The organism is Cohnella rhizoplanae, assembly GCF_948329515.1.
In the GTDB taxonomy this organism is placed as follows: domain Bacteria; phylum Bacillota; class Bacilli; order Paenibacillales; family Paenibacillaceae; genus Cohnella; species Cohnella rhizoplanae.
Map to the genome: position 1 here is coordinate 99,773 of NZ_CAOJCN010000014.1, position 15,531 is coordinate 115,303.

Annotated in this window: 13 protein-coding genes; 6 read left to right on the forward strand and 7 right to left on the reverse strand. The window is 55.2% G+C overall.

Annotated elements, in window-relative coordinates; genetic code table 11:
* Positions 1-44 precede the first annotated feature (44 nt).
* Complete coding sequence (locus PQG80_RS19635; protein WP_271753196.1) at positions 45-374, forward strand: YnfA family protein; 330 nt, start codon at positions 45-47, stop codon at positions 372-374.
* A gap of 111 nt (positions 375-485) precedes the next feature.
* Here PQG80_RS19635 and PQG80_RS19640 read toward each other — a convergent pair whose 3' ends face one another.
* Complete coding sequence (locus PQG80_RS19640) at positions 486-1,310, reverse strand: copper amine oxidase N-terminal domain-containing protein (RefSeq protein WP_271753198.1); 825 nt, start codon at positions 1,308-1,310, stop codon at positions 486-488.
* A 123-nt stretch (positions 1,311-1,433) separates the two neighbouring features.
* Positions 1,434-1,898: an acetyltransferase gene (locus PQG80_RS19645; protein WP_271753199.1), complete on the reverse strand. Its 465-nt coding sequence runs from the start codon at positions 1,896-1,898 to the stop codon at positions 1,434-1,436.
* Positions 1,899-2,230: 332 nt separating this feature from the next.
* On the opposite strand from PQG80_RS19645, the gene PQG80_RS19650 reads away from it, so the two are divergent.
* Positions 2,231-4,651 (forward strand): putative bifunctional diguanylate cyclase/phosphodiesterase, encoded by a 2,421-nt coding sequence (locus PQG80_RS19650; protein WP_271753200.1) that lies wholly within the window; start codon positions 2,231-2,233, stop codon positions 4,649-4,651.
* Positions 4,652-4,756: 105 nt separating this feature from the next.
* On the forward strand, positions 4,757-5,182 hold the full coding sequence (locus tag PQG80_RS19655; protein WP_271753201.1) for a PH domain-containing protein: 426 nt from the start codon (positions 4,757-4,759) through the stop codon (positions 5,180-5,182).
* Positions 5,183-5,262: 80 nt separating this feature from the next.
* Here the strand turns inward: PQG80_RS19655 and PQG80_RS19660 are convergent, their stop codons facing one another.
* The 5 genes from PQG80_RS19660 to PQG80_RS19680 form a co-directional block, all read right to left on the reverse strand.
* On the reverse strand, positions 5,263-6,336 hold the full coding sequence (locus PQG80_RS19660; RefSeq protein ID WP_271753202.1) for a Gfo/Idh/MocA family protein: 1,074 nt from the start codon (positions 6,334-6,336) through the stop codon (positions 5,263-5,265).
* A 125-nt stretch (positions 6,337-6,461) separates the two neighbouring features.
* On the reverse strand, positions 6,462-7,010 hold the full coding sequence (locus tag PQG80_RS19665) for a HupE/UreJ family protein (protein WP_271753203.1): 549 nt from the start codon (positions 7,008-7,010) through the stop codon (positions 6,462-6,464).
* Positions 7,011-7,035: 25 nt separating this feature from the next.
* Positions 7,036-8,316 carry a tetratricopeptide repeat protein gene (locus PQG80_RS19670; protein ID WP_271753204.1) on the reverse strand — a complete coding sequence of 427 codons (1,281 nt, stop codon included), beginning with the start codon at positions 8,314-8,316 and terminating at the stop codon, positions 7,036-7,038.
* On the reverse strand, positions 8,313-9,449 hold the full coding sequence (locus tag PQG80_RS19675; protein ID WP_271753205.1) for a HupE/UreJ family protein: 1,137 nt from the start codon (positions 9,447-9,449) through the stop codon (positions 8,313-8,315). Before PQG80_RS19675 ends, PQG80_RS19670 begins: the two co-directional genes overlap by 4 nt.
* A gap of 96 nt (positions 9,450-9,545) precedes the next feature.
* On the reverse strand, positions 9,546-12,704 hold the full coding sequence (locus PQG80_RS19680) for an S-layer homology domain-containing protein (RefSeq protein WP_334219834.1): 3,159 nt from the start codon (positions 12,702-12,704) through the stop codon (positions 9,546-9,548).
* A gap of 359 nt (positions 12,705-13,063) precedes the next feature.
* Between PQG80_RS19680 and PQG80_RS19685 the strand changes: the two genes are divergently transcribed.
* The 3 genes from PQG80_RS19685 to PQG80_RS19695 are packed head-to-tail and all read left to right on the forward strand — an operon-like array spanning position 13,064 to position 15,477.
* Entirely contained in the window at positions 13,064-13,627 is a 564-nt protein-coding gene (locus PQG80_RS19685) for a hypothetical protein (RefSeq protein ID WP_271753206.1), read from the forward strand.
* 32 nt (positions 13,628-13,659) lie between these two features.
* Positions 13,660-14,052 carry a hypothetical protein gene (locus PQG80_RS19690; RefSeq protein ID WP_271753207.1) on the forward strand — a complete coding sequence of 131 codons (393 nt, stop codon included), beginning with the start codon at positions 13,660-13,662 and terminating at the stop codon, positions 14,050-14,052.
* 3 nt (positions 14,053-14,055) lie between these two features.
* The gene (locus PQG80_RS19695; RefSeq protein ID WP_271753208.1) at positions 14,056-15,477 is read left to right on the forward strand and encodes a hypothetical protein; all 1,422 of its coding nucleotides are present in this window, start codon (positions 14,056-14,058) and stop codon (positions 15,475-15,477) included.
* Positions 15,478-15,531: the final 54 nt, after the last annotated feature.

Sequence of the window (15,531 nt, forward strand, 5' to 3'; positions counted from 1 at the left end):
AATGCAGTGCAACATAAGTTGGCGAATGTCGGGGAGGCGCTACAATGCTGATGGCGATCGTTGTCTTTGTACTGGCGGGTCTCGCAGAGATCGGCGGCGGGTATCTGGTATGGTTGTGGCTGCGGGAGTCCAGGCCTCTGTGGTACGGCGCGCTCGGCAGTCTCATTCTCATTTTGTACGGCATCATCCCTACGCTGCAGAGCTTCCCGTCCTTCGGTCGCGTCTATGCGGCCTACGGCGGCGTGTTCGTGGCGCTGGCGGTGATATGGGGATGGCTTATCGATAAAAAAACGCCCGATATGTATGACTGGATCGGAGCCGCCATCTGCCTCGTCGGCGTATCGGTCATCCTGTGGGCGCCGCGGGGAGGATGAGCGTAATCCGGCATCTAGCGGCCGCCATATGAATTTCTCGCGATATTTTATCGCCAAAACGAAAAAGACCGCCGGCAAACGACAACTTGCAGGCGGCCTTGACTTATGAACTTATCGATCCAACATACGTCCTTTTACGAGTACGTATTCCACCTCTTCGCCGATCGCCCCGTTCTGCACGGTCTCCGTCAGGAAGCCGTCCTTTTTGACGGCCGGTCGTTCCCTCTTCGGGTTCGGGAATGCTACGCCGTCTTCCAATAATAGATATGCGGCTACGTCGGCCTCTCCTTTGGGTATGTCCGCGCCCGTTATGTTCCGGGCTTTGACGGTGAAGCTGTCCTTGGCGGCATCGTAGGTGTAGGAGACCGGCGCGAATGCGTTATTGCTCACGATCTTGCCCGGAGGCGCGATCATGGCCCCGCCCTCGCTGTCTTCCAGGCCCATTTTGATTCTATCCGTCTGCATCAGGTTATCGCCCTTCATCGAATAGATCTGGGTCTGCGGATCCAGACTGCTGTCGATACCCAGATATTTGGCCAGTACGCTAACCGGGATGAAGATCGAGCCCTGATCCAGCACCGGCTTCGTATCCATCTTGGCGGGGCTGCCGTCGACAGTTACCGTTTGGGTCCCGATCGTGAATCCGACGGTCTTGCCGTTCAGGCCGATCTTCGCCGTCTTGCTGTCGGCTTCATAGCTCACCTTCGCGCCGACCAGCTCGCTGATCGCGCGCAGGGGGATCATGATCCGCGACTGCTTATCAATGTACGGCGCCTTTGGTGCGGTATATAGCACGTAATAATCGTTGATCTTCAATAGGACCGGATAGGACTTAGCCGCCGCTTGAGCCGGCTTCGAACCCGCTCCCGCGAAGCTTCCTACAGTCAAGACCGCGGCCAGTCCGAGCGTGGCCATTTTCATTTTCTTCTTCACCATGATGTCCTCCCATCGTGTATTTCTGCCGTAAAGACGAGTGAATTTAGGATAAAGTTCCATTTATTAATTAAATTTCATGATCGGTTATGATGTCAACGGACGATAAGTATCATTGGATGCTGACTATCGTTCGCCGTCGCCGGCACGCTTTAAAGCTAAGTGCAGCAAGGGAAACGGCCGACCTGATCCGTCCAGCTCCGACCGTCCGACGCGTTCAAAGCCTAACCGCCGATAAAACGCGTAAGCTCCCTCGTTCTGCTCGTTCACATCCACTTGGAGATCGCTTCCTTTGAGCGATTCGGCATGCGCGATCAGTCGGCGGCCGATCCCCCTCCCATGCGCTGGGGGGTCTACGAACAGCATCTCTATCTTAGCGCCGTCGAGCCCGATAAACCCGGCCGGTTGCCGGTCTTCGTCCAACTCCACCCAGATCTCGACTTCCCTTAAAGCCCCGCTCTCCAGCATGCCTCGATAGAATTGAATATCCTCGTCCTTGAGGAAGGCGTGCGTTCGGCGCACGGCCCGGTACCAGATCTCGATTAACCGATCGTGATAGGCTTCTTGGTAGGGGACGATAGGGTTTCGCATGTTTCTGCCTCCGATTTTCATTCAGGATTTCCACGAGGCTCGCTCCGCCTCGTTATATACGTTGGAGTTCTACATTTTACCATGTCTGAATTCTTCGCACACCCTAGTCTCAATAAGACGAACCAGAACCTATGATTCTATAGACATATTCATTTGGTCGGTTTATCCAAGCTATAGTGCTATATATTTAGCGATTAATCTGTTCTTTAGCATAAAAGCTCTATTTTTATTAGGTACAAGGGTTTAAGACGACCCTAATCGGTTTAAAGGATGGAAAAGCCCCGCACTCTTCCTGCATTGGCTACCATTACCTATGAAAAAGAGGGAATCGGATGACTTACCTTCAACCGCTTCATATGGACTGGCTTCTCTTCGCGGCGGGGTTGCTCGCGAGCGTAGCCGGAGCCGCGATCGTCACCTACGGCACCGTGCCGTTCCTATCCCTCCGGAGCGCGAGGCACACCGCTCTCTACCGGCGGACTCTCGGCCTAGGGACACTCGCCTTCACTTTGTCCCATCTCTTCGTCCCGCTGGCGCTCAACATGCCGGTCGTCTCGTCCTACTACATACTGCACGTCCTCTTCACGCTCGCGGGCTGTTATGCTGCCACGTTCTTCAACTTCCGTTATGCCGGACGGCCCCGCGGCCGCGTCTCCCACTACTTCATCACCGGCTTCGCCGTCGCCGCCCTCATCCTCGCGTTCGACTACACCAACACGCTGTTCCTGTTCCGCGGCATGCTCGTCTGGAATCCGGCGCTGGTCGCCGTTACCGCGGCCACGGTGTCCTGCCTGATGCTGTCCATCCTGCGCGTGCTGGACATTTCCAACCGGAACCGCGAGCACGACCTGCATTCGCGCGCGACCGTGCCCGGCGTTATTCTAAGCGGTATGGGCTTGTTCGCCATTCCGCTGCTGTGCGCCTTTTCCGTGCTGCCCGCGGCGGAAGTCCGCTTCGGAGGCTATGCGATCCTCGCGCCGTATATCCTGACGCTGTTCGTCTGCATCGGGCTGCATATGGTTCCGGACTCGTACAACAGCACGAGGCAGAACCGGCAGAACCAGCGGATCGTCGAGACCGAGCAGCATTACATGTCCCTGTTCGAGTACAATCCGGACAGCGTGCTCGCCTTCGACAGCAACGGCCGCATCACCGGGTTGAACCGACAGGCCGAGCTGCTGGCGGAGCGGTTCGGCATGAAGCCGATGGGCCTGCATTTCTCGGACCTGTTCGAGGGCGAGTATCATGAACAGGCCATGCGGCACTACAAGGAGGTGCTGCGCGGCAAGTCCAATACGATCGAGCTGCAGGCGACGTCTCCCAACGGTAAAACGCATACGTTCTGGCTGACCTCTCTCCCGATCTTCGTCGACGGCGGCCTCCGCGGCGCCTACAGCGTCATGAAGGATATTACCGATGCCAAAAGGCATCAGGAAACGATTCACCACCTGGCTTATCACGACGAGCTGACGGGCCTCTCGAACCGGCGCTTTTTCCAGGAGTTACTCGCTTCGCGCACAGATCCGAATTCGGCGATAACCCTACGCCCCTTCACCGTGTTCTTCATCGATCTGGACCGGTTCAAGCGCGTCAACGACCTGTTCGGACACGACTTCGGCGACGAAGTCATCAAGCAGTCCGCCGCCAAGCTCCGCAGCTGTCTGCCCGTGAACGCCACGCTCGCCCGCATGGGCGGCGACGAATTCACGGTGCTTATCCCCAACCTCGCCGGTCAGGAGGAGATCGAGAAGACCGCCGCCGCGGTCGTCCAGGAATTCGTCCATCCGTTCACGGTGGGTCACCATACCGTCAAGCTGTCGGCTTCCGTAGGCATCGCCCGTTATCCCGAAGACGGCCGGGACGCGGGATCGCTCATCAAGCACGCCGACACGGCCATGTACAACGCCAAGGAGAACGGCAGCTCGCAGTATCGCTTCTACGACGCCGAGCGCGACCAGACCTCCCTGGAGCAGATCATCCTGGAGCATGATCTGGAGCAGGCGATCGCCCGCGATCAGATGCGTCTGCACTATCAGCCCAAGATCGATATCCGGACCGGGGAGATGACCGGCGTCGAGGCGCTCGTAAGGTGGGAGCATCCCCAGCTCGGCCTGATCCCCCCGCTCAGCTTCATCCCGCTCGCGGAGAAGTCCGGCTTCATCGTGCCGCTGGAGTTATGGGTGCTGAAGGAAGCTTGCTTGCAGGTCAAGCAGTGGGAGACAGAGGGGTATGCGACCGTACCCGTGGCCGTGAACCTCTCGCAGATTCATCTGATGAAGCCGGACATCTTCGAATCGATCATGTCGATCGTGCATGCGTGCGGGATGGATACGCGGCTGCTGGAACTCGAGATCACGGAGAGCGCGATGATGCACAACGAGGAGCATGTCATCCGTATTCTAAACAGTCTGCAGGAGGCCGGCATCGCGGTCTCGATGGACGACTTCGGTACGGGGTACAGCTCGCTCAGCTATCTGCACAATCTCCCGATCGAGTGCCTGAAGATCGACCGCTCCTTCATTCGCAAGCTCACGACGGACCCCGACAGCCGGGCGATCGCCGAGATGATCGTCTCGATGGCGAGGCAGCTGAAGCTCGATATCGTGGCCGAGGGCGTGGAGAACGAGGAACAGATCCGCCTGCTGAAGGAGCTCCACTGCTTCAACGCCCAAGGCTTCTACTATAGCCAGCCCATGTCCGCGGAGCAGATCGGACGCTGGTTGCTGCCGGATCGCCTGCGACTGGCGCCTTGAGGAAGCACGCTTTCGTCTCATTATGAATTAATTGCCACTTCAAGAGGATTCTTCTTGAATATGTCGAATGATGTATTCATCTCATCCCTAAGGTGGTAATCATTCATGGGCCTGTTCAACGGAATGTTCAGCAATTATTCGGAAGTGTCGATCCAGGATCTGCAGAGTCAATACGGAGCTTACCTGCTGCCGAACGAGAAGATCCAGACGGGGTTTAAACTGGTCCGGGACGCCTTTGTATTTACGGACGAGCGTCTGATTCTGATCGACCATCAAGGCGTGACCGGCAAGAAAACGAGAGTCGCCTCGATTCACCTAAACGCCATTTACGAGGTGACGGTAGAGACGGCGGGCACCGGCTTCGAGGACAGCGAGATTACGATCCACTACATCACTTCCCCCTACCACAAGAGCAACAATGTTCAAGTGGCGGCGTACAAGTTCGAATTCGGCAAGAAATTCGACGTCAAGCCGATCTACACGACGCTGATGGCGATCGCCACGGAGAATAACAAGCGGTTGAATGCTTGATTAAAAAAGACTACCAAAAAGGATAACCAAAAAGGACAGCCCGGCAAAGGGTTGTCCTTTTTGTCAGCCTTGCGCGCCTGCTATTCCGCCCAGATCTGCGTCTGCGACACGACGCGCTCTCCGCTCTGCACGGCCTGCTGCATCAAGAGACCGAGGTAATGATCCTGGCAAGCCTCGGCCAGGCTGTAGAAGTCCGGTCCGCCGGCGGCGTAGCTCGCCATCCTCGCCAAGCAATCGGCGATGGCAATCTCGTCGTCGGCCAGCCTGCCGGGCGCGAAGTCGTTGCGGTATGCGTACTCGTCGCCGCACAAGATGGCCTTCAGGTGGAAGCCTTCCAGGTTCCCGTCCTGCCCCGCATGGACGCGTCTAAGCTGCGTCTCCACCGGGCTGCGGTAATCCCGCAGGTAACGGACCTCGAAGTTGTTGATCTCTCCCGCTTCGCCCCGGACGAGCAGGCGCGGCGAGCGGATCCAGGAGAAGTACTGGTCGCCGGTAAAATCGTACAGCCCCCTGCGATCGCCGAAGTCGAAGAACGCAATCGTCTGCTCGGACTCCACGATGCGATGACCGGCGGGATCGCCTTCCCGTCCGGGCCCCTCCGTGATCGGGGACTTGAAGGAAAGGCCGCGGATGGCGGCATTCTCGAAGCCGATGCCCAGGAATCGCCGCATGAGCACGATGCCGTGATAATCGTGCGCGGCCGACACCTCCGCCAGCGTGACGCGCCCGAGCTTGCCCGAGCTCGCTATCGCAAGGCGGGCCGCATGGTTCGGCTGATACGGATACTGCTCGGCAACCTGGATCCTGGCCTTGCCCCCGATCGAGCGGTACAGCCGGGTCAGATCCTCCAGCGTCTCGGCCGGCGGCGTCTCGCATAGCGCAGGCATGCCCGCGGCGGCCAGCTCGTGCAAGACGTCCGGCGCGATGCGCCTCGGCACGCTGACGACGACGAAGGCAGCATCGATGGCGGCGAGCATCTCCCGGGTCGAGCCGAATACCGGGACGCCCCACTTTCGCCGGAACGCCTCGGCTTTATCGCCGCTCCGCACGACGACGCCCGCGACCTCGAATCGCTCCGGCAAGGCCGCCGCGATCCGCATAAAAAATTCGGAGCGCCATCCGCCGCCGACGATCCCGAACCGAACGGCGCTCATGGCAGCCACCCGGGGCATCCGCCGGCGGCGGTCTTCGTCCATTTGCTTAAAAATGCGCTCATAAAATTGTGCTCCTTTTTCCGCAAATACAGCCCAGATGCGCGCCGCTTATCCTCCATTATAGCTTAGAAAAATACTCTTTCGGTTAACCACAAGCATCCTAATGCAAAAGCGATCGCCGAACAGGCATTGACTACTCCCGCCGAATACTTCCTCTTATGTATAAAGAAGAGAAGGGGCAGCAATACGGCCAGAATCCCGAGCTGAGCCGCTTCTATTCCTAAATTAAAACTGAAAATATTAAAAGCCAAATCCTTTCTTGCCAGATTCATGCCTTTTAGTAAATCGGCGAACCCCATTCCGTGAATTAATCCGAATACAAACGTGATCATCCAGCGCTTCTTCACGTCTTTCCTGAAGATATTCTCAATAGCCACGTAGCAAATGCTAAGCGCGATCGCCGGTTCGACGATATTGGCCGGTACGTTAATGATATCGAGCACCGTTAAGGTCAAAGTTAAGCAGTGCGCAATGGTAAAAGCGGTAATCACCGCCGCATATTGTTTAATCGTCTGCCTGGCGATTAACAGCGAGAAAATGAATAGCAAATGGTCGTAACCCGTCAAAATATGCTCCACGCCGAGTCTGAAGAACGAGATAAATGCAGAAATCATTTACATTGCCCCCCGTTTTAAAAGCTTAGTCATTTCCCTTTGCTCGCGAATAAACAAAACTAGAAATCATGACTATGGATAAACTTGCAATAGCCGAACCCCATACTAATATCAGGAACGTGGAAGTCAGAGGATCTATATCCGCTTCAATAACCGTGTTCGTGATGACCTTTCTCCCGCTGTAGATCGTCATGTAATAAGCCATGAACCAAGCGGCGGCCATATGCAGACCGCTCATCGTTATAAAGACTAATCTGCCGGTTTTGCGCGACAGCGGGGCAAGAAGCTTAATTACTATCGTTGAGAGGATCGAGAAGCCCGACAGCCAAAAGAAAAACCGCGGGTCCAATATGGGCCCTTGCACGATGTTTAAGATTAAAACAGGACCGAGCGAAACCACGCCAAGAAGTAAAATAGGCTTCGCAAGCCGATTGGAAGAACGGCGCAGATTAAAGGACTTCCAAAATCGGGTGGGGAAAAGCAAAATGACGACCGAGAGATAATAAATAAGACAAAAAATTAATCCATACCACATGTTCCTGTGTTTTATCATCTCGCTTTTCTTCAAGTCATCGTTAAAGCTGTCCTCCGGACTTGCCAGCGCGGTCGCCTGATCCAGGGCGCGAATCGCCTTGCTATAATGATGCTGCTTAACGAGAATATCCGCATACAATCGCAGGGCCGAGGCTCTGTCCGTGTTGGTCACGCCCGCACCGCTGATGCTGCTTATATATTTTTCCGCATGTTCGCCGGCCGCTCGGTAGTCGGCAGCCTCGTAATATTGGTTAGCCAAGTAGAGATGCAGCTCGGGCGCAAGCTTTGCGTGTTCTTGTTTTGAAAGGATGGCTTCCACTTCCGCCAGCCTTTCTTTTAGGGGAACCCGGTCTTCTTCCAACTGAACGCTTCTAAACGCTCGCAAGGCTTGCCATTCGGGACGTCTCTCCTCGAGATATGCAATTCGGTCTATAAAACCCCTCGCAAATTTGCCATCGGGGAAAAGGTCGAGATACGTATGGTAATAGGTCAATGCCTTGTCAAAATGAAAAAGGTAATCGTCGTAAATATGGGTTAATTGCTTGTACACGAGCTCATCGTCGAGGTTGGGATTCTTCGCTAAAAGCTCCTCTAAAACGCTCGCCGCTTCGTCATAGTTTTTAACGGCAACGAGTCGGTTCGCTTGATCCCGGTATGCCTGCTCATCGTCGGCAGAGCCGCCTTGAGCCATGCAAATGCCGGACACGAGCACGAAGACCATGCCAATCGTCAGGAGAAGCGCAAAGAAACGAGGCGCACTCATCTTTTTCATAGAATGAATATCCGATCGACGAACCAGTAGAAACCAGCGATAAAAATGGCTGCGGATGCTACGATCGTTACTCTTCTGAGAGAGAACCTTTTCTTGATCAAGTAAAGCAGGGGCAGCGCTATGAACAGGATCATCAGCTGTCCAAATTCTACGCCAACGTTAAACGAGACCACCGAGCGAACCAGATTCGATTGATCGGCGACATACGCCTGGAGTACGCTGGCAAACCCGAATCCATGAACCAAGCCAAACATAAAGGTGACCAGCCATCGATAATTCACTTTTTTCGCCAATAGATTCTCCGCCGCGATATAACAGATGGAGAGGGCAATGACGCTCTCGACAAACTTGGCGTTCAGATTGATAATATGCAGGGCCGCGAGCAGCAAAGTAATGCTATGCGCCACAGTGAACGACGTGATGATCTTGAGGGCTTCCCTTGCGGATAGACCGATCACAATCAATGCTAGCAGGAACGCGATGTGATCATACCCGGTTAAGATATGCTTGATGCCGAGTACGAAGTAAGTGAAGATTTCGGACAAAAACGCCGCGGTTTTATCGGAGAATTCCCATACGGTATTGTTGGCGTCGAATATATATTGCAGATCCGGCTGGGTCTTGTCGAAGACCGCCTGCACCGCATCGTCGTCGGCATCGGTGTAGTAGACATAGCCCAGATTCACATGCTGATTGCCGGTCTCTTCAAGCAACAGGCGGTAACCGATTTTAACCTTGTTTTCTTGCCAATCGAAATGAAGGCCGCTTATTTTCAGCCATATTTTCCACAGGGTCCCTTCCCTCTCTATTTTAACGACCTTTTCCGGATAGGAGCGGCCATTGACGGAGACCGATAGTTTCTCGTCGATATAGGGTTGAATGACTTCCGTGGTCATTTTCTGGAGCTGGTCGGCAGTGAGATGGTCCAGATCGTACCCTAGCTCCTTGATCCCTCTGATTTCCTGAAACAAAGCGGGGTCGAGTTCGATCGTGGACAGAATGCGATCCTTGCCGAAGGCCCATTTGGAGCCTCCTATATACATGTCGTGGGCAAGGGCGGAGGGCGTTGCGCACAATAACAAGGCGAATACGAGGACCAATGCCGCTAGTTTTCTGTATCCTTGGGTAAGCATCCGATGCACTCTTTTCCTTGGGATGTCGACTTATCGCAAATAAGAAATGGCGGAGAAGGGTTGCTTTCCTTCCCCGCCATTTTTAATTAAACCCGCTTAAAGGCTGCCGTTCTGCTGCAGCATCAGATAGAGACGGTAGATCATTTGCGCGGTCTCCGCCCGAGTCGCTTGACCCGCCGGGTTCAGCGCCGAGCCGCTGCCCTTGACGATGCCGATGTTGGCCATCTCTTCCACGGCCTTGACCGCGTAAGGCGCGAGCTTCGCCGCGTCCTTGAAGCCGCTCAGATCCGCCGGCGTGCCGCTCAGTTTGAGCTTGCCGGTGACGTCCATCGCCCGGCTCATGAGCACCATCATGTCCTGACGCGAGATGTAATCGCGAGGATTGAACTTGTTGTCGCCCTGGCCGTTCGCGATGCCCAGCGCCTTGACGACTCCAAGCGACTCATAGTAGTAGGCGTTCGCGTCCACGTCGCTGAAGTTGGACGTAACATCCGCCTTGAGGTTCAGCATGCGGACGAGCATCTCCATAAAGTCGGCCCGCGTAATCCGCTGGCTCGGCTCGAAGGTCGTGGCCGACGTGCCCGTGATGATGCCCTTGTCGGCCAGCACGGAGATTGCGTCTTTCGCCCAATCGTAATGCGAATCGAGGTCTTTGAACGGGTTGGCCGGAATGACCGGCGTGCCGCCGTTACCTGGATTCGACGGCGTTCCGCCGCCGTTGTTCGGCGTTCCTCCGCCGTTACTCGGCGTTCCGCCTCCGTTGTTCGGCGTTCCGCCGCCGTTGTTCGGCGTGCTGCCGCCGTTATTCGGCGTTCCGCCGCCGTTGTTCGGCGTTCCGCCGCCGTTGTCCGGCGTTCCTCCGCCGTTGTCTGGTGTTCCGCCGCCGTTGTCCGGCGTTCCTCCGCCATTGTCCGGCGTTCCGCCGCCGTTGCCCGGATTCGTCGTATCCGCGTTTTTGTAGATGATATAGAGCTGCGGAATTTGGTCGGCGTGTTCGCCGGCGCCCTCGAAGGACTCGGCGGTTCTCGTGCCCTGGCCGGATAGCAGGAGGGTCAGCGCATTCCCTTCCTTCCAGTCCGCCTTATTTACGATCCCCTGCACGACGGCCGCAAGGTTAGGCGTTTGCTGGGCTGGACCGGCTTCGTGCTCGACCGTCCACGCAGGCACGTCCTTCCAGCTTACGTATTCCTTCGTCTTCACGCGCGACGATACATTGCCCGGTTTATCCAGAAGCGAGTTGGCAATGTCCTCCGCATAGATGCTCACGTCAAACGGATCCATGTTCTTATCCGGCTCGTCGACGGAAAACTGAACATAGGCGTCAAGAATCTTAGCCCCTTTAGGAATAGCCAGACCGGCAAATCGGAGCGCGATCTGTTGATTGAGCTCAGGGGAGCCTTCCATTACGATTTCCAGATCGGAGCTCTCAAGATCCAACGTTCCGTCCGCGCGTTCTTCTGTATCGTCATAAGGGGTTTTGATCGGCGATACGAGCACGTGGGAATCTGCGTCGGTTGAAGATCCCACGATGATGGATACCTTATTGCTGGCGACCGTGATTCCTTGGACGGTAACTTCCGCCTGAATGACGACGGTCGTCGGGCGCAGCGGCTTGTTTTTAACGGTTACGACGCCGTCCTTGGAGATAGACACGATATCCTCGGCGTTTGGCTTGAATTGGACGGCGGCCGAAGCAAGGTCCATGTCCGCTGCCAGATTGTCTTTCGCCGATAAGGTTAGCTTAGCCGCAGCGTCGCCGGACATCGTATCGCGATCCGACGTTAGCTTTACTTCTGCCAGCCCATTCGGATTTTGGATATTTAGGGTCACGACATTGCTTTTGACGATATTGCCACCGTCGTAGATCTCGGCCCACACCTGGACAGCCTCATTAAATACAGGCTTCTTCTTGATCGTGACCGTGCCATCCTTCGCAATGGAAACCAAATCGGGCTTATCCGTTTTATAGCTTACATTGGCGTTGGTAAGGTCCACATTGGCGTCCTTGCTGTCCACAGCCGTCAGGCTGAGCTTAACCTTGCTCTGCGGATCGTTCGTCGGCAAGGCATCCCCATCCGCGGCCAGCGTTGCCTTGGCGATATCCAGAGATTCCTGCGGACTGTTGTGAACCGTCAGGGTCTCGATTATCGTGCCGTCGATCCGGCGGGAGGTCACGTTCATCGTATCCCCCGCCACGTCGAACTCGGTCAAAAAGTAAGACTTGTCGGCCGTGACGATGTTCGGCCAGGTCGGGTCCACATTATACGACGGAGCGCCGCCGCCGCCGGAGGTGAGGTACTCGATCCCGTCGACCTCTGCGCGTGCGTAGTTATGGTTGTGACCGTTCAGATACAACGGCACCCCGAATTGCTTCAGGATCGGATGGATATATTTCTGGAGATCCGTATTGTTCTCATGCGTGCCGGCACCCCATGCCGGCTGATGGCCCATGACGATTTTCCAAGGCTTGGTCGAGCTGGCCAGATCGTTAATCAGCCAGTTATACTGCGCGGAGCCTTCCTTAAAGTCCGCATATTCGTCCAGCACCGAGATATGTACCGGGCCGTAGTCGAAGGACCAGTAGAAGTCGTCCACGTACGGATAGGGGAAGTACTTCTCGTAGACCGAACCTACGCCCTCATGGTTGCCTCTTGCCCCCATCATGGGGACCTCGGCCTGGAGCGCGTGCAGCTGCGGATAAGCGGACTCGGGCACGAAGTACTGCGCGGTCCAGTTGCTCTCGGAGTCGCTCGAAGCGATATCCCCGCTGTTCAGGAGCAGCGTCTGGAAGGAGGGATCGGCGATGTAAGCCTTCCGTGCCAGATCGGCTACCTGCTCCTGGTAGGCCGGTTGGGTACGGCTGTCGCCGTAGGAGAGAAACTTCACTGCGGTAGCGTCCGCGGCGGGCGCGGTGACGAACGAACCAGCCTGGCCATCTACTTCATAGTAATATTTCGTAGCCGGCTGCAGCCCCGAGATATTGAACTTATGCTGGTTGTCGGCACCGTACGTTTCGACGGATTCTTGCCCCATCGAATAGGAAGTGTCGGTCCCCCACTTGATCTGATTCGGCTGGCTGTCGCTCGTTTGCCAAAGGACGCTCATGGAAGTGTTAGTTCCTTCGTATAGCAAATACGGTCCCTTAATGATCGTGCTCCCAGCCGACACGTTGTACATGCCGATGGTGAACAGAACAGCGCATACAAACAATGCCGCCGTCAAACCTTTCCAACTGGCTTTAAGCTTAACCTTCATGTTTTCATCCCTCTCGCTTTCATTAGCAGTCGGAATCACGGAGTCCGATGATCAATCCCCCTAAATATGAACCTCCTCCTTTTCCTAGCTTCTTACCGTGTAAAGGATACGGAAATAACAGATCATTCCGATGACCACCTGCCTCAGCAAGTATATAAATGAAACTTCTTTATAAAATTAAGGTAATGTAAATTTTCTATTAACGCTTTTTTTGGGTATAGCCGTTGGCCTCCCCCAGCCGAGCCCATATAACAAAAAACGTAGAGTTTGCAATCTTCTCTACCGGCTATAACATTCCTCGAATAATTCTTCTCTACAATATTCCTCATCATAATCCCTAACGAAAGAGATGGACTCCAATGAAATCCATATTTACGGCAAGAGACTTAGCGGTTACGCAAGCGAGCGTAGCCGCGCTGCTTTTTATATCCATCCCTTTGTTCAATGTGCTCGGATTCAGCAACCATAAGCTGGAGGCCATCCTACACGGTCTAGGCGCGACCGTCACCGTGATCATGAGTTGCCAAGTGCTTCATCTGACCTACCCCATGCTCCGGGGCAAGAAAGGAGCCGCGGTCACGCTGGAATGGGCGCTCTGGCTGACGAACCTCATGGTCTTGATTACGATCATCCTGGGCAATTGGCTCTACATCCCTTACCGGGGTCCGGATGGTCCCCAGCAATGGCTGATGTACCATAGTCCCGAGGTCCATCTCATCGTCATGGAGTACAAAGAATTCGTCTCGCTGTACCCGCTCCCCTTGGGCATCGCGGCGGCCGTTTTATTGCGCCGGTTCCGTCATGCGCTGGAAGCGGGTTCGGCAGTTGGCGGCATCGTCGCCTTCCTGATCACGCTCTTCTGGATCTGTTTACTGATCGGACTTGTATGCGGGATCGGCTTGACGAAATTGAGAATGGTATGACCATCAACAGGGTCGGTAGGGAGAGAACAACAGTGAAAGAAACAAAACAACGAAAAACGGGCGAAATCGCCGCCGTCCTGCTTTCCGTATGGTTCGGTATCGCGGCGACGACGGCGAGTCACTTGTGGAGCTATTACAATCCGCTGCAGGCGAATCCGATCTTGCTGAAATGGGGCTCCTGGATTCCCTCTTGGTGGGCCATCGGTCCCTACACCGGCAAGGAAACGGCGGGACTGGCCGTCTGGTTGGGCACATGGGTCATACTCCACTGGACGCTCGGCTGGAAAGAGGTCAAGCTGAAGCCGTGGACGATCGGATTTGCGATCGCCTTTCTTGCCAATCTGATCCTTCTCTGGCCGACCGTCTACCACGCCCTCATGTGGTGGCCTTCCTTGCCGAACACGTTACCGGGAGGGGAGGGTTAAGCGATGGCGGTCCTATACAAGTACAAGCTTTCTTTATCGCTGCTCGCGTTCATTGGCGTTCTGTTCTGTTCCTTCTTTTGGACAAAGGTACCCCTGGAGGGGTCCAAATCGTCCTACGCGTCCTCCGCGTCGTTTCGGTTTGGGTACTTCAGCCAACAGGATGGGGATATCGGGGAATGGATCAAGCGATTCCGGGACATCTCGTATTTTGCAGCGTCCGACCGGCTGCTGCAGCGTCATCCTGAAGCGCGATCGTTTCAGGTCTACCCCGTCTATGACGGATCAAGGGCGGAACAGGACTTCGACCAGGCGTATCCCCATGTGCCTACAGAGACGCTCCCGGGCTACGGGAAATCCGTATATGCGATTACGCAAGGGAACGCCAGACTCTTCTTCCTGAACGCCGGCCGGTTGCAGGATGCGGGAGACAACCAATTGGAGTGGGTCCGCAAGACGATGAGTGGAAAAAAGCAAACCTTCGCCATGGCCTGGCTAGACGAAGATCCGAAACGTCCCGAGGCGTGGAAGGCGCTCAGGTCGGCCGGTATCGGCGCGGTCTTCATCCGCGACACCGTCTACGTACTTCATTTAGCCGTTGCCCGCGAGCCTTCCGACGATCGGCCCTCTGCGTATGAGGATTGGGACGTATGGGACCTGTCCGGGATGAAGGAAACGCCTTTTATAACGGTAATGGAAGCGAATGAAAACGCGTTGGTCCTTAAAGCGGAGAACGAACAGCGAGAGATATTGGATCAACTCGAACTGAACGCCGATAATCTGGCTTCGTGGGACCTTGCCACGTTAAAGGAAAAAGAAGAAATTCCGCTTGTCGGCATTCAATCCCTATGGCACTACCATCCGGGCGACGAATCCATTCGATCCGCCCTACCCGAAGGGGTAGACTTAGTGGGCGAAGGTCCGATTATTGAAACCGCGCACACAGAAGCGGTCCCCCTCCCTGCTTATGATTGGCGCAGTCCGGATTACGACGATTCCGACTGGAGAGCCGGCAGAGCGCCTTTGGGATATACGAATAGCAAAGAGCGGAAGACTTCTATTCAAACCAACGTAGAGGTCGTAGCGTCACCTACCTATTATTTCCGCAAGTCGTTCCAGCTGAATGGCGATCCGGAGAAGCTGTCCGATCTATTTTTGAATATCGCTTACGAGGACGGTTACGTCGTTTATCTGAACGGCCAGGAAGTATCCCGAGACGCCATACTGACCGGGATTCTGACCGAATCCTCGCTTGCGTTCCCAAATGAGTTTTCCTTCTATCGAAGAGTCGATCTAAAAGCCCATTTAAACAAGCTTGTGAAGGGGACCAATGAAATTGCCGTAGAAGTACACCGCGGACATCCCGGCGCGCCGAATCTGTTTTTTGACCTCGGCCTGTCCGTTGAATCCAATGGAGAGGAACGTTAACCATGCGAACGAACGCGCTGGAAGGCATACGAAAACCCGCAAGGCGTAACGCTG